Here is a 23,610-nt window from a genome sequence, read left to right on the forward strand (position 1 = left end):
ACTTACAATTTTAATTGTTATTGTGGGATGGGCGTCCCGCCCGTCCACTCATGACGGGCGGGACGCCCATCCCACAATCTTGTGGAAGTTATTTAATTCTCATTCCTTAACCCAAGCGTATTGGGTAATGATTGGGAGCTCGCTTTAATTAAACATAAAATCCGATCGCTTTTAGAGTCCCGACAACTAGGCGCGAAGTTGAGGTTCTCCGTATTCTGTTTTTATATGTGGTATTACTTAGCAAATCCGGCTTAATACCCGGTCGGTTATCTTAGTGCGTAAGAGCCGGGATGAGAGTATGTGTAGCAGCCATTTAAATCACCACGTTATCTAAAACGCTTGGAAAACCCTATTTAGTAGGACGCCAAACATATGGGAAAAATTATTAGTGCGTTTTGGATGCTCCTGTTTCATTCTTTACAGTAAAATTACATAATTTTTGGTTCAGGGTCTTGTCAGTGAATTCACTTAAATGTTATCTTATCAGCATACAACCACTGTCAGACTGCCGAATCTACTTTTCAATCAAACGAGACTGGTCTCTAAACCGAGCCGGATTATTCTATATCCGTGTTTAGAAACAAGTAAAAAAACTTTACTTAACTCAAGATGAATCCCATGTTAAAACTGAGTGCTTTATTCCCAATCCATTGCAATGACCGAGCCATCAGCCACGTATTTTTTTCAGTGTGCAAACAATGGCAAAACCCTGAGCTGAAGGCTCGCATGGTTGTCCCGAGTTGCGATAGCTCCTGTCGCTACTCAAATATAGTTGAAGCAATTCCGTCATTGCTGAAAAAACTGTATTACAGCAGCCATAGTGCTCCCAAAATTAAGGCAGAGAAGCGTTTTCTCAAAGATATCAAAAATTTTGATGTTGCCTACTTGTGGCCCGGTCTCTCAGTAGATACTGTAAAGAGCGTTAACAAGCAGAGTAAGCCGATTTTTTTGGAGCGAGTTAATACTTGTCAAAGGCAAGCTAAGAGTATCCTTGACGATGCTTACTCTCGCTTGGAATTGCAACCTCAACACACAATTACCCCAGAAACAATTAAGAACGAAGAGCAAAAACTCAAGCTAGTTGACTTCCTGTTTTGTCCCAGTCCGGCAGTAGTAAAATCGTTTCAAGACGCCGGAGTTCCTGAAGAAAAACTGCTGTTAACCACTGAAGGTTGGTCGCCAGAGCGTTTCCCCAATTATCAATTCCAAAAACCGCCTTCAGAGGAAGTTAACGTCCTTTTCCTAGGCTTTGCCTGCGTCCGCAAAGGGGTTCACCTACTGTTGCAGGCTTGGGAGCGAGCTGGGATTAAGGGAAAGCTGACTATTTTTGGCAGACTCGAACCGGCGATCGCTCAAACTTGCAGCCATTTGCTGGAACGTTCTGATGTAGTTCACTTTGATTATGCTTTGGACTACAGTTCTGCCTATCGCCAAGCTGACTTTTTTGCCTTACCCAGTCTCGAGGAAGGTAGCCCACTCGTCATCTATGAAGCGATGGGTCATGGTTTGCCTATTCTGGCTTCACCGATGGGAGGAGGCGGTGTTGTGCGTGATGGCATTGACGGCATAATTCTTCCTCCCTACGATACTGACGCCTGGGTGGAGGGACTGCGCCAACTATCTAATTCTCCTGATTTGCGCGCTAAAATGGGAGCCGCCGCCCGCCAGCGAGCTTTGGAGTTGACTTGGCCACAAGTTGCTGCTAGGCGCGGAGAGCAGATTCGGCAAAAAATGCAGGCAAAATAAAAACTAAATAGGAAAGGACTGACCAAAAAAATGGGATGCAAGCCCCTTCTTCTGTGGCCGGCTTTTCTTGATTTCTGATATACTCCTTCAAAACTTCTTTCTTACGCACCTCCAGCAGAAACAGCAAAATAACTAGGACTCCATAATGCTTCTTTGTGGGGTTTTTTGTGTCTAGCCTGCCCGTACCGACGGCTTAAAGGTTGAGTCGAATTTAGGTGATAGGTGGAATGAATCGGCTAATGAGCAGTGCGTTGAGCTAAGATTGCACCCAGCCATAGAAAAGGGGTAAAACTTTTGACTATGACATAAAATTATTTTGCAATAGGTCTAATGTAAATTGTGTAGCCTGTCTTTGATTTTTGTGCGAGTCAACAATGCAGACTCACAGCGTTCCCAGTAAATTTTAGCAACGCGATCGCCCTGATTCTGACGCCAACACTCTTCAAAAAGCCGCGCCGCTTCAAAGAACTTCCCTTCCGAGTAAAGTGCCCTAGCTTCTGCAAACAATTCCAGCGTAGCTAACTTCGCCTGTTTAATTTCTGGTGAATCTGCATCAAACACCTCATAAATCGTCACAGCTTCAGATTTTCCCTTGACTTTTACCGTATCGAGAGTGCGGATTGCGTACTGGGAAGGATTTTTCAGGCGCCCATAAGTGGGCTGCGTAATTAACAGCGCCACCCCATAATTTTTTGTCAAACTTTCCACACGAGAAGCTAAATTCACCGCATCGCTGATGACCGTCCCGTCCATGCGATTTGGTCCTCCCACAGTTCCCAGCATCAAAGAACCCGTATTAATCCCAATCCCAATCTGAATCGTCGCACAGCCAGCGTTAGCGCAGTATTCATTGTATTCAGCGAGGCGGTGCAGCATAGCAATTCCCGCTTTCACCGCATTATCCGCCTCGCCGCTAAACAGCGCCATAATCGCATCGCCAATATATTTGTCGATAAACCCGTGATTTTCATTAATGACTGGTTCCATGCGAGAAAGATAAGAATTTATAAATTTGAAATTATCCTCCGGCGTCATAGTTTCCGAAAGCGTGGTGAAGTCGCGAATGTCGGAAAACAACACCGACATTTCTAACTGCACTTGGTCGCCCAATTCCACATCAATAATGCTTGATTTCTCTAAAAACTGGAGGAATTGATTGGGAACGAAGCGCTCATAAGCTTTGTTGAGTAGAAACAGTTCAGCGGTAAATCTGATTCGCTCTGTTTCCGCTTTTTTGCGATCCGTGATATCTTGAAAGGCTACAATTGCATAAGAAATATTGTCCTTTTCATCATAGATGGGAGTACCCCAAGCCTCAATCGGAATAATCTTGTTGCCTTGGTGGATTTCCATATCCTCAGCGGTGGCACTTTCGCCCCTCAACGCCCGCACAATCGGCAATTCAGCAGAGGAATATTCCCGATCTGTACCAGCTTTATACACTTGATAAACCTCGGATATTTGTTCGCTGGTGACGTTAGGAATAACTCCTTTACCTAATAATTGAATAGCAACACGATTATTATAGTAAGGTTTGCCAGAAGCATCCAGCACTGACACCCCGACTGGAATTGCTTCTAAAAATTGAGTCAGCCTGTTTTCACTTTCGCGGATTTCTGTATAGAGTTGAGAATTTTGAATCGAGATAGCCGCTTGTCCCGATAACAGTTTTAATAGTTCGACTCTTTCAGGGGTAAAAGCTCCGGCTGTTAGGTTATTTTCTAGGTAAACAATACTAATAATTTGAGATTGGTTAATCAGCGGCACGCATAAAATTGATTTGGGCTGATTTTTTCGGATGTAGGGGTCGTTGGTAAATTGTCCCTCTCGGACAGCATCATCAAGTACCACGCTTTCTTGAGTACGACTCACATAATTGACAATTGCGGAGGAAAGTTCTTGACAGGTTTCAACGGGGATTGACTGCAACACGGTGACGAGTTCGGAGTTTATGGATCCTTCAGCTTCAACTAATAGCTTTGCCTGGTTTGATAAAATGAGATATCCTCTTTGCGCCCCCGCATTCTCAATCAAAATTTTCATCAAGTTAGACAGTAGTTTATCCAGCAAAATTTCACCTGAAATTGCGGTTGCTGCTTTCATTACTGTGGTTATATCTAAGTTAGTAGCCAAACCAGTGGTCGTAACTTTTGCGCTAGCTTTAGTGTTTTTTGTTCCCACCTGAATAGGTTTTAATAAGGGGGAGTATCGCCTTTCTAAATCTTTTATTTTAGCAGTAGATCCCCATTGGATATAACAATAATACGCCTCAATCATGTAGAGTTGAGCCAATTTTTCTTTATCCCATTCTAGGTAAAATTTGGCTGCGAGTTCGTTGGCAAGGGCTTCTTCGTTGAGAAATTGATTTTCTTTAGCGAGGGAGATGGCGCGATCGTACATTTCAATCGCCTCAGCTTTATTACCCAACACCCGTTGCCGTTCTGCCTCAACTAAATACCATTTATGCAGATAATTCATCGGAGCATTTTGCGCCCACTCTTCGAGGGTGGTTCGATCAATTTCTACTAAGCCAAGAATTTCTGTTTGCTCAATTGCTGGCTGTGTGGGGAAGAGTGCCAAGTGTGTCAGAGCTGCATAGAAATGGAAAATGGGAACAAGAACTAATCCCGATACTGCCATTAAATACTGTTTGGCTTGAGCAATGTAATCGATCGCAGCCGTGTAATTGCCATAGCAGTAAGCAAGCAGCAGTTTGTAGATGTAGGCAGTAGCGATCGCCGTGAATTCATTAACCTCATGGTGTTTAGGAATCATCACCGTTTCATCGTAGGCAGAGCCGATTAAGCAATCCGACAGAATCCCGTCTTCCCTCAAGTTCAACACCATCTGCTGCGTCATATCTAAATAAACCTGAGCAGAATATTGCTTTACCTGCGCCATGACAGCACTGTAAGCTGCTATTTCGGGTTCCCAGGTATCCAGTTCTACCCCACTGAAAAAGTTGGTATGAAAGTAAAAACCTAGGTTGTTGCCAGCGTGTAGAAAATCGCCAGTTTCTATGCTAGCCGTATAGCCCTCTTTCAGCGTTGATATCGCTGCTCTCATAGCTTCCTGATGATGCTGAATCATGGCCCCAAACAGAACTAAAATGACGGGCTTGAATTCCTGAATATTAAAGTGTTCGAGCAATGAGAGTGCTAATTTGCCAAAGGCATAGCCAGTTTCTACTTGTTTCAAAAAACTACACAACACTATACCGTGAATTCCATACCCCTCGCTTGATGCCGGTGCATTTCCAAAAGAGAGCGATAAACTCACCATTGTCGAGCTAAGCAGTGGTAGTAATTCTGGCAGTCCCTGGTAAATGGGTGAAATTAACATTCCTAACAGTTGCATAGTTGCCTGAGTATGAAGATCGGTCATCACAGGCAGGTTAATCAATTCTTCTACCCTTCTTCCCTGGAGTTGACTGGCAAGGGTTTGTAGAGCTTTGTTAATCAAAGCTTCGTCAGGTTCGGGAGGCAGTTCAACTCCTAATTGCAAGAGTGCATCTCTACCCACTGCGATCGCCTCCAACATCTTGCCCTGGGCTGCATGAGTAGCGATTTGAATTTCGTAAATTTTAATTTTGTCTAAAATCGTCTTAGCTTCTTGCAATACCAATGCTGCCATCTGTTCCATACCCTCAAAGTCAGCATTCAAATAGGCAGCTTCGGTAGCAGCAACATAGAGATTCAGGGTCAATTCATACTGAAGAAGCCAGCAGTTGGCTGTTAGTAGATCAATCCCTGTTTGCAGATAGACCATTGCGGCTGCGTAGGCGGTAGAATTTCTGGCCTTACCTCCCGCTTCTAAGTTGAGTAGGGCTAAGGCTTCTCGTTCGCTTAATTGATTGATTAACTCAATTCCTTGATTTAAATGCCCCACAATATCAAAGAGTTTTTCTTCTCTTTCTATGTCCGAATATTTGTGTAGGAGTAACTGTCCAATTTTGAGATGAGTAGCTTTTTTTTTGTTTTCGGGTATTAGGGAATAAGCTGCTTGCTGGACGCGATCGTGCAGGAACTTATAAATTGGGTTAGCCACAGACTCAGTAGGGGATTGAGCATCTGTTTGAAGGAAGTTATAGCCTTCTTTGATCAGTATAATAAGTCCTTCTTGCAAGGCTTTCCAGAGTGCTGATTCCGTTTCTTCGGGTAATTCTTCGCTGACTATTGCCAATGTCTCTAAATCAAACTGTGCCCCAATGCAAGCCGCCAACTTGAGAACATTCTGAGTTTCTTTCGGCAACTTCTGCAATTGCGCCGCCATAAACTCCACCACATCCGAGGCGTGGGTAAGTCTAGCTTGAGCAATATCGCACTGCCACCCCCCTTTACTTCCCCCCTTAGTAAGGGGGGACACAGGGGGGTCAAAGATAATTTGACCATCTTCATACAGCGACTTGAGGAATTGAGTCGAGAAAAAGGGATTACCTTGGGTTTTTTGATAAACCAATTCTGTCAATGGCCCGGCAAAGGATAAATTACAAATCAGCGTATCTGCTACCAACTGATTGAGATCTGCTAAACTCAACGGTTGCAAGGTAATCGTATTCACTACTGCCCCAGACTTCACAATCTCATCCACTGTCAACATAAACGGATGAGTCGGTGATACCTCATTATCCCGATAAGCACCCAATACTAACAGATGGCCCGTATCTTCCATCAACAGTTGTAATAACTTCAAAGATGCGGAATCTGCCCACTGCAAATCGTCCAAAAATATCACTAATGGATGTTCGGCGGTGGTAAATACTTGCACAAATTTCTGCATCAGCAGATTGAAGCGATTTTGGGCGGCACTCCCGGACAATTCTAGTGCAGGACTTTGAGCGCCAATGATGTGTTCTAATTCAGGAATTACGTCAATCAAGACTTGCCCACTCTCGCCTACTGCGGTGAGAATCATGGTTTTCCATCTGTGTAACTGAGCGTCACTTTCTGATAATAATTGCCCCATCAATTCCCGAAATGCTTGCACAAATGCACTAAAGGGAATATTTCGTTGAAATTGGTCGTATTTGCCTTTGATAAAATAGCCACGCTGTCGGGCGATCGGCTTGTGGACTTCATTAACTACTGCGGTTTTACCAATCCCAGAAAATCCAGCTACTAGCATCATTTCACTGCCGGATAAATGCGATCCCCCCCCGCCCTGGGCGGGCACGGGGGCACCGCCCCTACTAACGGAGTCACATGAAGCCCCATTTATTAAGGGGGGCTGGGGCGATCGTCTTGATGCAATCCGTTCAAAAGCAGCTAATAGATTATCAACTTCACTTTCCCGGCCGTATAACTTTTCGGGTATCAGGAAACGGTCTGTAATATCTCGCTTTCCCAAGTCAAATTCTTCTATGCTATCGGTTTGTTGTAATTGAAGCAGACACATTTCTAAATCATGCTTTAGCCCCCCGGCTGTTTGATAGCGGTTTTCTGCGTTCTTCGCCATCAGTTTACTGACAAGTTGAGACACAATTAGGGGAATTTTTGGCTCTATTTCGTGCGGAGGAACTGGCTGTCTAGCAATGTGGCAGTGAACAAGTTCTAAAGTATCTTCAGTCTCGAAAGGTAGTTTTCCTGTCAACAATTCGTAGAAGGTGACACCGAGGGAGTAAAAGTCAGTACGGTAATCGAGAGTGCGATTCATTCTCCCCGTTTGTTCTGGTGAAATATACGCTAATGTGCCTTCTAAAATGTTGGGGTTTTTCAGGGTGGGCGTTTCTCGCGTTAGCTGAGTGGATATGCCAAAATCAATAATTTTTAATTGTTCTGTTTCCGGGTTGTAAACAATATTTGAGGGATTAATATCTTTGTGGATGATGTTGGCGCTGTGAATTTGCCCTAAAATTTCAGTTGTGGCGATCGCAATTTGTAAAAATTCTTCAAGAGTAAAGGATCGCTGCTGCATCCAAATTGTCAAGGATTCCCCGCCAAAGTCCTCAACAAACATCACGAGGCTATTTTGGTATTTTTGCAAGTCATAGACTCGCACGACTCCCGCCTCTTTCAACTCTTGGGTGATGCGGTATTCGGTGCGGTAGCGCACCAATTCTTGAGGTGTGGGGTAGCTTTCTTTGAGGAGTTTGAGGATAATTGGCTCTTTATCTGCTTCCCGAATGGCCCGGTAAACCAGAGAGTTGGCGCTTTCATAGAGAAGTGTCTGGACGGCAACGCCTGGAATCGAGAGCATATTGGTTTTTTTTGCTAAAAATTAAAGCTAACTCAAAACGCACCAGCTTTCTGTATACAATAGCGCGTTAGAAACGAAAAATTTTTGTTTTTGTAACAAATGTTTAGTTTTTCCGGTAGCACCCTGCAAATACTTTGTGGTAGCCCCGATCGCGATCGCCTAGTTTGTAGAGTGTCTCAACAGTCGATCGCACTTTTGGTGTAATTTTCAGGTATAGCAACCGCTTAATGTAAATTGTGTAGCCTGTCTTTGATTTTTGTGCGAGTCAACAATGCAGACTCACAGCGTTCCCAGTAAATTTTAGCAACGCGATCGCCCTGATTCTGACGCCAACACTCGGAAAACAGTCGCGCCGCTTCAAATAACTTCCCTTCCGAGTAAAGTGCCCTAGCTTCTGCAAACAATTCCAGCGTAGCTAACTTCGCCTGTTTAATTTCTGGTGAATCTGCATCAAACACCTCATAAATCGTCACAGCTTCAGATTTTCCCTTGACTTTTACCGTATCGAGAGTGCGGATTGCGTACTGGGAAGGATTTTTCAGGCGCCCATAAGTGGGCTGCGTAATTAACAGCGACACCCCATAATTTTTTGTCAAACTTTCCACACGAGAAGCTAAATTCACCGCATCGCTGATGACCGTCCCGTCCATGCGATTTGGTCCTCCCACAGTTCCCAGCATCAAAGAACCCGTATTAATCCCAATCCCAATCTGAATCGGCGCATAGCCCGAATTAGCGCGGTTTTGAGTGTATTCAGCGAGACGGTGCAGCATAGCAATTCCCGCTTTCACCGCATTATCCGCCTCGCCGCTAAACAGCGCCATAATCGCATCGCCAATATATTTGTCGATAAACCCGTGATTTTCATTAATGACTGGTTCCATGCGAGAAAGATAAGAATTTATAAATTTGAAATTATCCTCCGGCGTCATAGTTTCCGAAAGCGTGGTGAAGTCGCGAATGTCGGAAAACAACACCGACATTTCTAACTGCACTTGGTCGCCCAATTCCACATCAATAATGCTTGATTTCTTTAAAAACTGGAGGAATTGATGGGGAATAAATCGCTCATAAGCTTTGTTGAGTTGAGCCAGCCTGCTTTCATTTTCGCGTACTTCTGTATAAAGCTTAGAATTTTGAATCGAGATAGCTGCTTGTCCAGATAATACTTTTAATAGTTCCACTCTTTCAGGGGTAAAAGCTCCCGCTGTCAGATTATTTTCTAAGTAAACAATACTAATGATTTGAGATTGGTTAATCAGTGGCACACATAAAATTGATTTGGGCTGATGCTTTCGGATGTGGGCGTCGTTGGTAAATTGTCCCGATCGCGCAGCATCATCTAGTACCACGCTTTCTTGAGTGCGACTCACATAATTGACAATTGCGGAAGAAAGTTCTTGACAGGTTTCAACGGGGATTGACTGCAACACAGTGACGAGTTCCTCATTGATGGTTCCTTCAGCTTCAATGAACAGTTGTCCCTGGCTTAACAAAATTAGATAGCCTCGTTGCGCCCCTGCATTTTCCATCAAAATTTTCATCAAGCTAGACAGTAGCTTATCTAGCATAATTTCTCCAGAAATCGCCTGAGAAGCCTTCATGACTGCGGCAATATCTAGGTGATTTCCCGAACCAGTCGTTGTCATTGCTACGGTAGTTTGAGTGTTTTTCCTTCCCGGTTGAGTTACCGCGAATAAGTGAGGATATCGCGTTTCTAAATCCGTTACCTTAGCAGTGGCTCCCCATTCAACATAACAATAATACGCCTCAAATATGTAGGCTTGAGCAACTTTTGTTTTGCCCCATTCCGAGTAGAATTTGGCTGCTAGTTCGTTTGCCAGGGCTTCGTCATTAACATATTTGTTTTCTTTGGCTCCCGAAATTGCGCGATCGTACATTTCAATCGCCTCAGCTTTATTGCCCAAAACTCGATAGCGTTCTGCTTCCACTAAATACCATTTATGCAGATAATTCATCGGAGCATTTTGCGCCCACTGTTGCAGCGTGCTTTGATGGGTTTCCACTAAGCCAAGAATTTCAGTTTGCTCAATTGCTGGCTGTGTGGGAAAAAGTGCCAGGTGCGTCAGGGCAGCATAAAAATGAAAAATGGGAACAAAAGCCGATCCAGATACTCCCATCAAATACTGTTTGACTTGGGAAATATGGTCTAGGGCAGCCGTATAATTGCCATAGCAGTAAGCAAGCAGCAGTTTGAAGATGCAGGCACAGGCGATCGCCGTAAATTCATTATCCTGATAGTGCTTGGGAATCATCACCGTTTCATCGTAGGCAGAGCCTATTAACAAATCCGGCCGAGTATGGGTGTCCCTCAAGTTTTGCACCGTCTGCTGAATCATATCCAAATAAATCTGAGCAGAATATTGTTTCAACTGCGCCATGACAGCCCTGTAACCTGCTATTTCTTGTTCCCAAGTGTCTAGTTCTACACCAGCGAATAAATGAGTATAAAAGCAAATATATATGTTGTAGCCAGCATCTACAAAGTCGCCGGTTTCCATACCAAACCTATAGCCCTCTTTCAGCGTCGGTATCGTTGCCAAAAGAGATTCTTGGCGATGCTGAATCCAGCCACCAAACAAAAGTAGAACTGTGGACTTTAATTCGGGTACATTCAACCTATCCAGCAATGAAAGTGCCAATTGCCCAAAGCCATAGCCCGTTTCCACCTCTTGTAAAAAGGCACAGAAAACCATCCCGTGCATCGCATAACCCACCGTCGATGGGGGCGCATTTCCAAAGGAGAGTGATAAACTCACCATCGTGGAGCTCAGCAGGGGCAGCAAACCGGGCATTCCCTGGAAAATGGGTGGAAACAACATACCAGACAATTGCATAGCTGCCTGAGTCTGTGGATTTGTCATCACAGGTAGATCAACCAATTCCTCAATCTTTCTGCCGCCGAGGAGAGCCGCAAGGGCTTGTAGCGCTTTGCCAATCTTGGCTTCATCAGGTTCGGCAGGGAGTTCAATCCCCAATTGTAAGAGTGCCTCTCTTGCTACTGCGATCGTTTCTAACACCTTGCTCTGAGCTGTCTGAGCGGCAATTTTAATTTCGTAAATTTTAACTCGATCTAAAATTGTTTGAGCTTCTTGCAAAACCAGTGCTGCCATCTGTTCCATACCATCAAAGTCACCATTCAAATAGGCAATTTCAGCAGCAGCAACATAAAGATTTAGCGCCAATTCATATTGACTTTGCCAGCAGTTTGCTGTCAGTAACTCAATTCCCGTTTGTAGATAGATATTAGCCGCAGCGTAGGCGGTAGAATTTCTAGCTTTACGTCCAGCTTCTAAGTTGAGTAGGGCTAAGGCTGAGCGTTCACTTAATTGATTGATTAACTCAATTCCTTGATTTAAATGCCCCACAATATCAAATATTTTTTCTTCGATTTCTATCTCAGAAGAACTTTGTAGCACTAACTGTCCTATTTTCAGATGAGTGGCTTGTTTTTGCTCGTCGGGAATCAATGAATAAGCCGCTTGCTGGACGCGATCGTGCAGAAACTTATAAGTGGGATTAGCAACAGACTGATTTGGGGATTGAGCATCTGCTTGAATGAAGTTATAGCCTTCTGAAAGCACTAAAATGAGTCCTTCTTGCAAGGCTTTCCACAGCGTTGATTCCGTTTGTTCTGGTAATTCTTCGCTGACTATTGCCAATGTCTCTAAATCAAACTGCGCCCCAATGCAAGCCGCCAGTTTGAGGGCATCCTGAGTTTCGGCAGGCAACTTTTGCAATTGCGCCGCCATAAACTCCACCACATCCGAGGCGTCGGCAAATTTAACTTGATTAATATCGCACTGCCACCCCCCTTGTACCCCCCTCTGTCCCCCCTTGGTAAGGGGGGATGAAAGGGGGGTGGGGGATTGAGGAGGGTTAAAAATAATTTGACCATCTTCATGCAACGCTTTGAGGAATTGAGTCGAGAAAAATGGATTTCCTTGAGTTTTTTGATAAACCAATTCTGTCAGGGGCCCGGCTAAAGATAAATCGCAAATCAGCGTATCTGCTACCAACTGATTTAGATCTGCTAAACTCAACGGTTGCAGGGTAATCGTATTCACCACTGCCCCAGACTTCACAATCTCATCCACAGTCAACATAAACGGATGAGCCGGTGATACCTCATTATCCCGATAAGCACCCAATACTAACAGATGGCCCGTATCTTCCATCAACAGTTGTAATAACTTCAAAGATGCGGAATCTGCCCACTGCAAATCGTCCAGAAACATCACTAAGGGATGTTCGGCGGTGGTAAATACTTGCACAAATTTCTGCATCAGCAGATTGAAGCGATTTTGGGCGGCACTCCCGGACAATTCTAGTGCAGGAGGTTGAGCGCCAATGATGTGTTCTAATTCAGGAATTACGTCAATCAAGACTTGCCCACTCTCGCCTACTGCGGTGAGAATCATGGTTTTCCATCTGTGTAACTGAGCGTCACTTTCTGATAATAATTGCCCCATCAATTCCCGAAATGCTTGCACAAATGCACTAAAGGGAATATTGCGTTGAAATTGGTCGTATTTGCCTTTGATAAAATAGCCACGCTGTCGGGCGATCGGCTTGTGAACTTCATTAACTACTGCGGTTTTACCAATCCCAGAAAAGCCAGCTACTAGCATCATTTCGGCACTAGCATTACGAACTCTTTCAAAGGCTTTTAATAAATTATCAACTTCAGTTTCTCTGCCGTATAACTTTTCGGGAATCAGGAAATGGTCTGTAAGATCCAGCGTTCCCAAGTCAAATTCTTCTATGCTATCGGTTTCTTGTAATTGAACCAGACAGATTTCTAAGTCCTGCTTAAGACCCAATGCAGTTTGATAGCGATTTTCCGCATTTTTTGCCATCAGCTTGCTGACAATTTGCGAGAGAATTAGGGGAATTTGTGGATCGATTTCGTGCGGGGAAACTGGTTGTCTGGCAATGTGGCAGTGAACTAGCTCTAAAGCGTCTTCTGTTTCAAAAGGGAGTTTTCCTGTCAGCAATTCGTAGAAGGTGACACCGAGTGAGTAAAAGTCAGTGCGGTAATCGATAGAGCGATTCATCCTACCAGTTTGTTCCGGCGAGATGTAAGCGAGGGTTCCTTCTAAAATGTTGGGGTTTTTCAGGGTTGGCATTTCTCGCGTTAGCTGAGTGGAAATGCCAAAGTCGATAATTTTGAGCTGTCCGGTCGCTGGATTGAATACTATATTAGAAGGGTTAATATCTTTGTGTATAATATTGGTGCTGTGAATTTGCCCTAAAGTTTCAGTGGCAGCGATCGCAATTTGCAGAAATTCCTTGAGGCTAAACTTTCGCTGCTGCATCCATATTTTCAAGGATTCCCCGCCAAAGTCCTCCACAAAAATCACCAGGCTGTTTTGGTATTTTTGCAAGTCATAAACTTGCACGACTCCCGCCTCTTTCAGCTCTCTGGTGATGCGGTATTCGGTGCGGTAGCGTAGCAATTCTTGAGGTGTCGGGTAGCTCTCTTTGAGAAGTTTGAGGATGAGCGGTTGGCGATCCGCTTCCCGAAGGGCCCGGTAAACCAGAGAGTTAGCACTTTCGTAAAGCAGCTTCTGGACGGCAATGCCTGGAATGGAGAGCATATTTATTTTTCTTGTAATAATTAACGCGAAGTCAAAACACACCGGGTTCGTTGTATCGAGAATAGCGCTTTAGAAAGGAACAAATTATGTTTTTATAACACACTCTTAGTTTTTCGGCAGCGAAGTGGCTTTCAGGTTGTCTGGCATAGTAAGGGTAAGGAGTTATCATGCGACGTACCTAAGCCTTGTTAATTCTCAACTCCATGAATTGTCACCGTTTCGGTTATCCAAACATCGTTAAAAATTGTCCCACCCCCAGCGCTAAGCAAAATTTTGAATGTATATATTGTCACAGGCAGTTTGTTTAAAACCCCAGACATCAAAGGATTTCAGAAGAAACAAAAAATTGAGCGATCGGCTTTTATTAGAAAAAATATCTTGAGTGGCGATTGTCAAATTCACGAGGGTGTCCCCCCGCTGGTTCCAATACTTGTTTTTCAACAATTAGCATGAGTCCCCCGGAAAGTTCAAGTAAAGTCAAAAAAACCAGGCAAGCTAACGATCCAATGTGATGAAATGTAGTCGTTTTTAGGAAATAAGGGGAACAAGCACTGGAAAGAGCGGGCCAATTGATGCCTTAAGCAAAGAAATTCTAGGGGTGTATATAGGAAGTCGAGTTGAAATGGGTGCTAAAGGTTTTTGGGATTCCCTCCCAGTAGTGGACAGACAATGTGCCGTCTATTATACAGATTTTTGGGCAGGCTCAAAAAAAAATCCCCAGCGACACAAATCTCTGGGGGAAGATACTGGCAAAACTTCTGATATGGAAAGATTCAATAACACCCTTCAGCAAAGGATATCTCGTTTGGCAAGAAAGACTTTGTTTTCATCTATCTATAAAGATATCCAATCATGTGAGTATCTTCTGGTATTTTATCCATGATTACAAAGTTTCTTTACCCCTAAAAATGTTTAGGATTTTTCGTTGGTATGCAGGACTACCAGACTTTGTTCTCATGATTTTGGAGAGTCATTGATCTACTTCCGCTTACCCTTCCCGGCTACAAACTCCCGCAGCCGAAGTAAACTAGCAGTTTGCCCCAAATTCAGAGGCAGCAGCGAAACTCCTTCCAACCGAGACTGCACCCAACCATCGCCCCAATACCACTCGTGAAATCCGTCAATTCCCTGACTCAATAACAGCCGCAGACAATTGTGCTCAACAATATCAACGTGATGCTGAACTGCCACGGGGCCTAGCCAACTTGTAAAGGTCAAACCTTGAGCAAATTCTTCTGGCAAACCGCTAGACAACTGCTGCGGCCACAGCCACTGCTGCAATTGACTCGGACGCAACAAGCTGTCTCTAATCGCTGTTTCGGAAGCTTCAAGCTCAATCCGCAGGTTGCTTTGTTGAAAATTACCGAGCATAAGAATTTTAGATATAACTGCAAGTAACTTTAATGTAACTTATTGGAATGCTTCTAAGTAAAATGTTGCACCATTCGGGTAAAGTAGGGGCGGGTTCACCAACCATCTCTAACTCTCACCAACAATTAAAATAAACCCGCCCCACCCCACTAAAAACCCCCAATTGACATTGGTGCAACATCTCAGTTCTCACCGAGTATCCCGATCGAACATCATATCAAGTCCGGTTGATTAACCGCGATCGGCGAGGTCGGGGCGGGTTTACGAGATTATTAGTTTTAGGCACTGATGGTTGGCGAACCCGCCCCTACAGTGGTTTGACGGAGGGTGCAAAATGTTCGATCGCACATCACCGTCCATCCACCTTCATCTACACTGAAAGATTTAAGATATTCGATCGCACCTACTGCCGGAAACCCGATTTTCGTATCGAACTGTTAAGCTCTGTTTCATTTCATTGAAATCTCCCCTGCTTCACGCCACCGCATCCCAAGTCCGTGATACCATCACACCTGAGTAATGCCTATAGAAAAAAACTGGAGAGAAAAGCTTTGACACTAAGGGTTGCAGTAGTAGGTTCAGGCCCTGCGGGTTCTTCCGCCGCCGAAACATTGGTAAAAGCAGGCATCGAAACATACCTATTCGAGCGTAAATTAGACAACGCCAAACCCTGCGGTGGGGCGATTCCCCTGTGCATGGTCAGCGAATTTGACTTGCCGCAAAGTATTATTGACCGCCAAGTCAGAAAAATGAAAATGATCTCCCCCTCCAACGTCGAGGTGGACATCAATATTGAAAACGCCCACGAATACATCGGTATGTGCCGCCGCGAAGTGCTCGATGGCTTCATGCGCGATCGCGCCGCTTCCTTGGGTGCAAAACTAATTAACGGCACCGTTCACAAATTAGAAATTCCCGGCAATAATACAGACCCCTATACTCTCCACTATGCCGACCACTCCGACGGCAGTGCAATGGGAATTCAGAAAACTCTGAAGGTGGATTTGGTAATCGGGGCTGACGGCGCCAACTCCCGCGTAGCAAAGGCGATCGACGCTGGCGACTACAATTATGCGATCGCCTTCCAAGAGCGCATCCGCCTGCCGGAAGATAAAATGGCTTACTACCACGACTTAGCCGAAATGTACGTCGGCGATGACGTATCTACCGACTTCTACGCTTGGGTGTTCCCCAAATACGACCACGTAGCCGTCGGCACCGGCACGATGAAAGTCAATCAAGCCAGTATCAAAAAGCTGCAAGCAGGCATCCGCGCCCGCGCTGCCAAAAAACTGATGGGCGGTGAGATTATTAAAGTGGAAGCTCACCCCATCCCGGAACATCCGCGTCCCCGCCGGGTTGTCGGCCGAGTTGCTCTCGTAGGCGATGCTGCAGGTTACGTTACCAAGTCTTCTGGCGAAGGTATCTATTTTGCCGCCAAGTCTGGCCGGATGTGCGCCGAAACTATTGTGGAGATTTCCAATAAAGGCGCGCGCATTCCGACTGAAGAGGAAATTAAGATTTACCTGAAGCGGTGGGATAAAGCCTACGGCATTACTTACAAAGTTCTTGACATTTTGCAGCGCGTGTTCTACCGTTCCGACGCTACCCGCGAAGCTTTTGTGGAAATGTGTGCCGATCGCGATGTGCAGAAACTCACATTCGATAGTTACTTGTATAAAACAGTGGTACCCGCTAATCCTTTCGTGCAGATGAAGATTACCGCGAAAACCATTGGTAGTCTGTTGCGCGGGAATGCTTTAGCGCCTTAATTCCCTGCGGATAAACGCACTTTGTATAAAAAAGCGGGCAGTCACAAAACTGCTCGCTTTTTTTTCGATCTAAGATAATGAACTGTCAAAATTCACAGGCGAGACGCCGGTGCCACGTGTGCTAAGGAAGAGGGAGAAGAAGAATTGTTAGTTCAAGTTCAACTGCACTAAGGTATCGGGGGCGAGGAAGTGGGAAATGTGATAAGCCCGCTCTTCTGTTTTTAGCAGGATTTTTTCGTAGAGGTAGCGCGTAGCTCGATCGCCCAAACTTTCTGCTTGCCCTGCTTGACGGCGCAGCAAACCGAGGATAGCTTGCTCCGCAATTAAATCGTGTTCTAGCATTTGGCGGCAGGAATATACGCCGTCGGCTTCCGGCTCAAAACAGCACAACTCAGCTAGCTTGCTAAAGCTAGCTGCTGGTATGCCGCCCAACCCGTTTAACCGTTCGCCCAACTCGTGGACGCTATCTTGAGCTTCTCCGTAGCTTTCTTCAAAGAATTTGTGCAAGGAGTAGAATTCTGCCCCTTCCACCACAAAATGATGTTTTTGATATTGCAGGTATAGAGCCTGAAAACTGGCCAGCAGCGCGTTCATTCCTTCACAAATCGGTGCTGTGACTGAATGTTCCAGTAGAACTGGGTTTTCGGCTATGTGGCCAAACGGTCTTAATGCACTCTGAGTCTCAGTCATGTGTGTTCTCCTCTCAATAGGCAGTTTTGTTGCCAATAGAGTCAGTCTAGCACCGTAAATTTACCAGTCAAGCAGAGTCTGCCTCAATAGTAGAAGATTTTATAGAGTAGGAATTTTTTTTTGTAAACCTATTGAGAATTATTAGCAGTTGGGTTATGCTTGAACAAGATCCTCGTTCTGAACGCTTCCTGAAAAGGGGGCGAACCTTCTGAAGGCAGAAGGCAGAAGGCAAAAGGCAGAATTTTTCAGGAAGGGCTTTTGATAATCCTTGATGTTCTGCTGAAATCTGGCTTTTAACTTCTACCCGCTACCAGTCAGGGTAAAAATTAATGCAAATTATTACTGTTGTTAAAAAATGAATCCAGCAGATCCAGAATTAGAAGTTTGTGACATTGTGCAAGTTAGTTGGCTAGATAGGTGGCAAGTTTACAAACGCTTGCAAGAACTAGAAATTCCCTGCTGGTGTGCGGTTGACCAACCTTTGCGGGCAAAAGTCAACACTGTTAAACAAGCGGCTCAGTTAATGAGCGTGTTGAGGCAAGTCAGTGCCCCTCGGTGCGAACTGGTGCAGTGGCTGGAATGCTGCTGGCAAATTGGGTAAAGGTAGAAGGAAGTTCGGCAACGAGCAATGTAGAAGATGTAACGGATGTAACGGATTTAAAGGAGTTATAACAATGTATAAGTCTGGCAAGCAAGTTTCTGAATTCAGTTTAGAGGGAGAAATCCTCGCCCTGATTATTGAAGATGGCTGTAAACTTAAATATTTGCGAATTAGCAACGATCGCGGAGTAGAATATTTTGTTAAACTTTGCAAGGAATTGCGGGCATTTCTGTCGCCTATTTTGACACCGGGGTTGAGAGTTCAAGTTGTAGGTGAGAAAGAACTCAATTTGAAAAACGGTAAAATAAAACTTAAAGCTCGCAGCCTCAAGCTGGCTCAAGGTCAAAATGATCGATCGCACGAACACCTTGACTCCACCAATGTACCTATTGGGTTATTGACATCGGACGATCGCGCGATCGGCAAAACCCAAGTAACCTCTCCCACAGCAGCTCAAACTGTAAAAGCTCCGGCAAAAACCCAAACCAAAATATTAGTATGTCAAAAATCAGACTGCCAGAAGCGGGGCGCTGGAGGAGTCTGTAAAGCTTTAGAAAATGCTTTGAATGCGCGCGGTTTAGAAGACAAAGTGACAGTACAGGGAACCGGATGTCTCAAACAGTGTAAAGCCGGCCCAAATATAGTGGTGATGCCGGACAAAACTCGCTACAGCCGCATTGCACCGGCAGAAGTTCCAGCAATTATTGACAAACATTGTGCAGTTGTTAAAGCTTAGGGATCGCCCGGATGCCGAAACAGTGCGTTAGAGATCGGGAAAAATTATTTTGATAGGACTCTGGGCGAAAAACTTACAGGCGCATCTTACGCCTGAATGTGAGTTCTGGTTGTAGTTCGATCGCGCAACTCGATTCAGAGGTTATTGTCCCAAAAAACCGGAAAAATGCCAAAACTATCACTTAGGGGCTTCCTTCTGTAGAATCTCTAAGGATAGACTGTATCTGAGACCCTGTGAGTATTGGGATAAAAAGCCATGTCAGAAGCTGATCTTCGAGCCCATCAGCACCAACCGCACCCTGCTGTTCCATCCGATACCGAACCATTGCATTCAGATTTTGCTGCTACTGGGGGTTTTGAGCCGATCGCCCCCGATGAGACAGACACTCCCGCAACCGTTCCCCAACAGCCAGAAGAAGACTGGCAAACAGTAGATTTTCCCAACGCCATCAGCGTAGATGCAATTCCCACAAAACCGGAAACAAAAAATTCGCAATCTCCGACACAGCCGACTGAGGCGGGCTCGCCCCCGATTTCAGACAATCTAAAAAATATGCTTGGGAATGCCGAACAGGCCAAGGGCAAAGGATCGACCCCAGTCACCCTTATGCAAGCGCTGCACGAATGCAACCGCGACCTTTTACAGCGCATCGCCCAGCTAGAAACAGCTCTCGAAGAGTCCCAAAAAACCTTGCAGAATCGCGAAACTTTGCTAGAACAGCGGACTGCAGAACTCGAAAATGCTCAAGAACAATTGACGCGGCTGTTTGGCAAAGTGGAAGTTTCCCATCAAACCCTCCAAAGTCAAGAAATTTTAGTCGAAAGTTTAAGAAATCAGTTGGCAACCAGCCAAGTCAGGCTAGCGACTGTTGAGCGAGAATGTGCGTCTACTGTGCAGCGCTACAACGAACAGTTACACCAGTTAGTAGCCACAGAAAATATTTGCAGGGAATTGCGAGCCCGCTTGCAGCGCCAGCAGCGCCACACTCTGCAATTCAAAGCTGCCTTGGAAAGAAGTTTGGACAGGCCGCAGGTAAAGTCGCCGAGGATCGAGCCGCCTGACAATAATCTCGACACCGCCAGCGCACAATTAGAATCTTTGCTCGCGGCGGTCAAAAGCTCTCAGATGCCGGTGCCGCCAGCCTTCAACGCTTCCCCTGTCCAACCTTGGTCGGAATCAGAAGAGCTTCCAGAGGTAGCTGCTGCTGTTGAGGCGATCGAGCCTGAATCCCCAGCCCCTCTAGAACTCAACAAATTAGCCGAAGTATCCGGCATTCAATTGCACAAGAGCGAAACCTACCAACCTGATGAGCCGGCACCTGAGTTGGCCGAACTGGTTGCGGAACCTGAACTGCCGATGGCTGAGTCTGAACCGGAAACTGCTACCAAAGAGGAGGCTCAAGAATTGGCTAGGGCTTTTCAAATTTTGAACTCTGTTGAAACCTTTGGCATTCAAGAAGTGCGATCGAGTGTGGCAAAACCTACAGCAGTCGCCCAACCAGACTGGCTGAGCTTGATTGCCAGTCCGCTGCGGGCTTCTAAAAAACGTCGATCGCTAGCTGAAATTGAATTGCCGAGTTTTCGATAGCGAACTGAAGTTGCTAGTTTTGAGTTAAAAGTCAAAACTCAACACTCTTTTCTCCCCTTTCCCATGCCATAGGTGAGAGCATAGCTGGTAGCCAACAGCCACAGCCAAACACCCGGATACCGGGGTTCCAACCAAGGTTGTACCCTGCGGGCGAAACTGGGAAGCCATCCGAATAGCAAACTGGCCAAAGCCAGCAGAGTAAAATTCAAGTAACTTCCCAGCCAGCGCCAAATATCCCCCAAGGTGACAAAATCTAAAATCCACAAAAGGAGAGAAGGGTTTTTTCCGGCTGCTTCGATCGCCAGTCGATTGAAAGTTAGCCAGTCGGTTCTATCTTTAATAAAAGTTTCGGCGACGGCGAGTTTTTGTGCTGCCAAAATACCGAAAAAGGTATTGAGCATTGAATTAATTCTTTGGGGTGGCAAACTGCTGCCGGTAGGAACCATCATGCCTTTAGAAAATAGCCAAGTTACTGAAATATTGCTCTGGTAGGCGCGAATTTGGTTTAAGTGATTTGCCGTCAACAAATTGTGCTTTAATGCTGTATCCAACAGGTCTGTTAAGCGGAAAAGATTGCGGACAAGAGAGCCGAAGCCTGTGAAAACGAGGGGAGATTGCAAGGATGCTGCGTCGCCGATCGAGACTAGGCGATCGATCGCCACGGAGCGATCGCTGCTGTTGCTGCTAAAATGCCCCGGAATATAACCAAAGGTCGGTTTTTTCCACACCAATTTATCGACATCGCAGCGACGGTATTCCGGTAAAATTGCGAAAAAATCCTCGTACATTTCCAGCAAAGAACCGGGGTTCTCTGGATGTACTTGGTGGTAGTGAAATAGATAAACTGTCAGTTCTGTGCCGGCGCCGGGAAACAACTCCCAAATGAGCTGGCGTCCGCGGGAAATGTCCCCGTGAGTGTGGAGTACATCCCCGTAATCGGAATCCCATATTCCCGGCTCAAATCCTCCGTCGATGACTGCTCCCACTGTCGGACAAACGCTGTCAAAAGTCCGCCCTTCGTTCAATTGCCAAGCGATGGGAGAAGCCGACCCCATTGCATCCACCAGCAGCCGTCCTAATGCAGTGCGATCGGCTTTTGTCGGCAAGTGGCGGCCCTGAACTACTACTTTTTCTGCTTCAACATCTGCTCTGATAAACTCAGTTTCGTCCCAGATTTCTCCACCAGCTTCTGTTAGCTTAACTCCCGCTAAATTCAGCAATTTCTCTCCGTCCAAAGCTACATTGAGTACCTTTGGTGTGTGCAGAACAGGCGCTTTAGCCACGAACGGATTGTTAGCATCAAAAAACTTGTTGTAGCCATCTTTGTATTCTCTGGCAATCAAAGTTTCGATTTCTGCAGCAGTAAATAAACCCAAATCAATTAAGCTTTGAATTTCGTCCCGCGAAATATTCCACTCGCGATTCATCCGCCCGAAAGGCATTCGCTCAACTAGCAGCACCCGGTAGCCCAATCTCGCCATGACTGCGGCGTGAATCACTCCCAAGGCCCCGCCAATATAAATTAAGTCGTAAAAAGTATCGCCAGAATCAGACACCGAAACTGTACTTTTTACCTTCTTCTTAACATCGGTTACATCCGTTAAATCCGTTACAGAATCCGTTGCCGAACCCTCTTCCTTCAAAAACACTACTTGTTTTGGCGTTTGAGGATTGCGAGTGCCTTCGCGCCAACGCTGTTCCCACCAGTAGACGCGCTTGAGGTCATATTCGCCATTAGGCATTTTTTGGAAGTATTTGACGGTCAAGGGGTAATAGGGGGCAAGAGCCTCAAAAATTGACTGCTTGGAGAGGTCTATGACAGGGGGTTCCCGGTAGCGATCGGGAAACTTGTTTCTTACAGCAAGATTCAGAGCTTCCAGGAACTTTTTTTCTCCCGCAGGCGCCTCTTCTAGACGAAAGACTTTTAAATAAGTGGTGCGTTGCAGTGACCAGACAAAGGTGGAAAGTTCTGTCGATCGCCAATTTTGGTTTCCTGAATTGGTGTCAGCCAAGGCGGGTTTTGGATTGGCATTTTGAGTTCCAGACTTCTGAACCTCGGCTGTTGTGGCTGGTGAAAGCAGGCGAAAGCCGTCAGCAGTAATAATTTTTTCTCCCATTCCGGGATCGAATTCGTGCTGCAACCAAGTGCAGACTGCTGCTGTATCCGGTGTCGGAACTTCTAGATAAAGAATTTCTTGCATGATTAGGCTCTCAATTCTGAATAAATTAATAAAGATGGGGGAGTTGACAAGGGAGCAAAGTAGGCTATACTCCCGAATACTTATTTAGTTTTAAATAAGTTTACAGTGTTCTCAGATTTTTAGCTGATTCGCCGGAAGCCCCACAGCGGCTGAACATCTACTCCCTTCGGTATGCACTCCTATGAATTATCCCATTCCTACGAATCCTCAAGAAATGATTGCTTTGCGGCAGCAGCCGCTGAATGAAGAATTGGTGGCGTCGGCGATCGCGGGTGTGATTCAAATAGCTCGATCGCGATCTCAGTCTTTGGATGAATTGAAGGCTGAGGTACTAGCCGACGACAATCTGCTCGATTTTGCTCAGAGGCTATGGCTGAGCGACATTGTGGCTCAAGCTTGGAACAATTTGCCTGATTACTAGACTGCTGCTAAAAGATCTACTTCATTAGAGGTGAACTTAAAATGGTACAAACAAGATTAAAATCCTTAACTTTAGAAGAGTTTCTCCAACTACCCGAAACCAAACCGGCCAGCGAATACATTGATAATCAAATTATTCAGAAGCCAATGCCACAAGGGAAACACAGTGCGACTCAATGTGAACTAATTATTTTCATTAACACTATATTAAAACCAAAAAAAGTTGCACGAGCATTTCCTGAACTCCGGTGTACCTTTGGCGGAAGGTCAACAGTGCCTGATGTTTCAGTATTTGTCTGGAACAGAATTCCCGCCGATGATAACGGCGAAATTGCTAATGTCTTTCCCATAGCTCCTGATTGGACAATTGAGATTTTGTCGCCTGACCAAAGTCAAACTAAAGTTACTAAAAATATTCTGCACTGCTTAAATCATCAAACTCAAATGGGCTGGCTGATCGATCCCGACGAACAATGCGTTTTTGTTTATGTTCCCCAGCAACAGACAGCAGTATTTGATGAACCCGAAATGCTGCTACCTGTGCCGTCCTTCGCTAGCGAACTGCGGTTGAGTGTCGGAGAATTATTTGGCTGGCTGCTGAAATAATCTTCGGAAGAATGTCCTATTTTTAATATTTTTTACTTTTCCCTAGTGACAACAGTCAACAGTC

The 23,610-nt window shown here is 45.3% G+C and carries 12 protein-coding genes and 2 pseudogenes; 8 read left to right on the forward strand and 6 right to left on the reverse strand.

Features of this window, described 5'->3' with window-relative positions; all coding sequences use genetic code 11:
- Positions 1–726: 726 nt before the first annotated feature.
- Positions 727–1,746, forward strand: a complete 1,020-nt coding sequence (locus QT973_RS24145) for a glycosyltransferase family 4 protein (protein ID WP_333057714.1) — start codon at positions 727–729, stop codon at positions 1,744–1,746.
- A gap of 55 nt (positions 1,747–1,801) precedes the next feature.
- On the opposite strand, the pseudogene QT973_RS24150 reads toward QT973_RS24145, so the two are convergent.
- The 3 genes and pseudogenes from QT973_RS24150 to QT973_RS24160 form a co-directional block, all read right to left on the reverse strand.
- A pseudogene (locus tag QT973_RS24150) lies at positions 1,802–1,940 on the reverse strand (transposase); the annotation flags it as partial.
- 133 nt (positions 1,941–2,073) lie between these two features.
- The gene (locus QT973_RS24155; RefSeq protein WP_333392363.1) at positions 2,074–7,941 is read right to left on the reverse strand and encodes a protein kinase domain-containing protein; all 5,868 of its coding nucleotides are present in this window, start codon (positions 7,939–7,941) and stop codon (positions 2,074–2,076) included.
- 224 nt (positions 7,942–8,165) lie between these two features.
- Positions 8,166–13,562 (reverse strand): AAA family ATPase, encoded by a 5,397-nt coding sequence (locus QT973_RS24160; RefSeq protein ID WP_333057712.1) that lies wholly within the window; start codon positions 13,560–13,562, stop codon positions 8,166–8,168.
- Between the two features lie 203 nt (positions 13,563–13,765).
- On the opposite strand from QT973_RS24160, the pseudogene QT973_RS24165 reads away from it, so the two are divergent.
- Positions 13,766–14,461: pseudogene (locus QT973_RS24165) on the forward strand (IS1 family transposase); the annotation flags it as partial.
- A gap of 79 nt (positions 14,462–14,540) precedes the next feature.
- Here QT973_RS24165 and QT973_RS24170 read toward each other — a convergent pair.
- Positions 14,541–14,933 carry a hypothetical protein gene (locus QT973_RS24170; RefSeq protein WP_333057711.1) on the reverse strand — a complete coding sequence of 131 codons (393 nt, stop codon included), beginning with the start codon at positions 14,931–14,933 and terminating at the stop codon, positions 14,541–14,543.
- Positions 14,934–15,484: 551 nt separating this feature from the next.
- On the opposite strand from QT973_RS24170, the gene chlP reads away from it, so the two are divergent.
- On the forward strand, positions 15,485–16,705 hold the full coding sequence (gene chlP / locus QT973_RS24175) for a geranylgeranyl reductase (protein WP_333057710.1): 1,221 nt from the start codon (positions 15,485–15,487) through the stop codon (positions 16,703–16,705).
- Between the two features lie 147 nt (positions 16,706–16,852).
- Here chlP and QT973_RS24180 read toward each other — a convergent pair whose 3' ends face one another.
- Positions 16,853–17,395: a Dps family protein gene (locus tag QT973_RS24180; RefSeq protein WP_333208277.1), complete on the reverse strand. Its 543-nt coding sequence runs from the start codon at positions 17,393–17,395 to the stop codon at positions 16,853–16,855.
- A 355-nt stretch (positions 17,396–17,750) separates the two neighbouring features.
- Here QT973_RS24180 and QT973_RS24185 point away from each other — a divergent pair, with 355 nt between their 5' ends.
- The 3 genes from QT973_RS24185 to QT973_RS24195 all read left to right on the forward strand — a co-directional run bounded on the left by QT973_RS24185 (position 17,751) and on the right by QT973_RS24195 (position 20,319).
- Positions 17,751–17,996, forward strand: coding sequence for an Asr1405/Asl0597 family protein (locus QT973_RS24185; protein ID WP_333156175.1), 246 nt, complete (start codon positions 17,751–17,753; stop codon positions 17,994–17,996).
- A 73-nt stretch (positions 17,997–18,069) separates the two neighbouring features.
- Positions 18,070–18,732 carry a (2Fe-2S) ferredoxin domain-containing protein gene (locus tag QT973_RS24190; RefSeq protein WP_333208276.1) on the forward strand — a complete coding sequence of 221 codons (663 nt, stop codon included), beginning with the start codon at positions 18,070–18,072 and terminating at the stop codon, positions 18,730–18,732.
- Positions 18,733–18,987: 255 nt separating this feature from the next.
- Positions 18,988–20,319 (forward strand): hypothetical protein, encoded by a 1,332-nt coding sequence (locus QT973_RS24195; RefSeq protein ID WP_333234032.1) that lies wholly within the window; start codon positions 18,988–18,990, stop codon positions 20,317–20,319.
- A gap of 38 nt (positions 20,320–20,357) precedes the next feature.
- Here QT973_RS24195 and QT973_RS24200 read toward each other — a convergent pair whose 3' ends face one another.
- Positions 20,358–22,520, reverse strand: coding sequence for a flavin-dependent dehydrogenase (locus tag QT973_RS24200; protein WP_333057705.1), 2,163 nt, complete (start codon positions 22,518–22,520; stop codon positions 20,358–20,360).
- Between the two features lie 181 nt (positions 22,521–22,701).
- Between QT973_RS24200 and QT973_RS24205 the strand changes: the two genes are divergently transcribed.
- Both QT973_RS24205 and QT973_RS24210 read left to right on the forward strand, forming a co-directional pair.
- Positions 22,702–22,941, forward strand: a complete 240-nt coding sequence (locus QT973_RS24205) for a hypothetical protein (protein ID WP_333057703.1) — start codon at positions 22,702–22,704, stop codon at positions 22,939–22,941.
- A gap of 41 nt (positions 22,942–22,982) precedes the next feature.
- Positions 22,983–23,546 (forward strand): Uma2 family endonuclease, encoded by a 564-nt coding sequence (locus tag QT973_RS24210; RefSeq protein ID WP_333057701.1) that lies wholly within the window; start codon positions 22,983–22,985, stop codon positions 23,544–23,546.
- The last annotated feature ends 64 nt before the right edge of the window (positions 23,547–23,610 follow it).

Origin of the sequence: Microcoleus sp. Z1_A1 (genome assembly GCF_036700305.1) — a bacterium.
Lineage (GTDB): Bacteria > Cyanobacteriota > Cyanobacteriia > Cyanobacteriales > Microcoleaceae > Microcoleus.

Excerpts from the sequence above, each read along its gene's own strand:
- QT973_RS24145 (WP_333057714.1), top strand. The coding sequence starts at position 727 with ATGGTTGTCCCGAGTTGCGATAGCTCCTGTCGCTACTCAAATATAGTT.
- QT973_RS24155 (WP_333392363.1), bottom strand. The coding sequence starts at position 7,941 with ATGCTCTCGATTCCAGGCGTTGCCGTCCAGACACTTCTCTATGAAAGC.
- QT973_RS24160 (WP_333057712.1), bottom strand. The coding sequence starts at position 13,562 with ATGCTCTCCATTCCAGGCATTGCCGTCCAGAAGCTGCTTTACGAAAGT.
- QT973_RS24170 (WP_333057711.1), bottom strand. The coding sequence starts at position 14,933 with ATGCTCGGTAATTTTCAACAAAGCAACCTGCGGATTGAGCTTGAAGCT.
- QT973_RS24180 (WP_333208277.1), bottom strand. The coding sequence starts at position 17,395 with ATGACTGAGACTCAGAGTGCATTAAGACCGTTTGGCCACATAGCCGAA.
- QT973_RS24185 (WP_333156175.1), top strand. The coding sequence starts at position 17,751 with ATGAATCCAGCAGATCCAGAATTAGAAGTTTGTGACATTGTGCAAGTT.
- QT973_RS24190 (WP_333208276.1), top strand. The coding sequence starts at position 18,070 with ATGTATAAGTCTGGCAAGCAAGTTTCTGAATTCAGTTTAGAGGGAGAA.
- QT973_RS24195 (WP_333234032.1), top strand. The coding sequence starts at position 18,988 with ATGTCAGAAGCTGATCTTCGAGCCCATCAGCACCAACCGCACCCTGCT.
- QT973_RS24200 (WP_333057705.1), bottom strand. The coding sequence starts at position 22,520 with ATGCAAGAAATTCTTTATCTAGAAGTTCCGACACCGGATACAGCAGCA.
- QT973_RS24205 (WP_333057703.1), top strand. The coding sequence starts at position 22,702 with ATGAATTATCCCATTCCTACGAATCCTCAAGAAATGATTGCTTTGCGG.
- QT973_RS24210 (WP_333057701.1), top strand. The coding sequence starts at position 22,983 with ATGGTACAAACAAGATTAAAATCCTTAACTTTAGAAGAGTTTCTCCAA.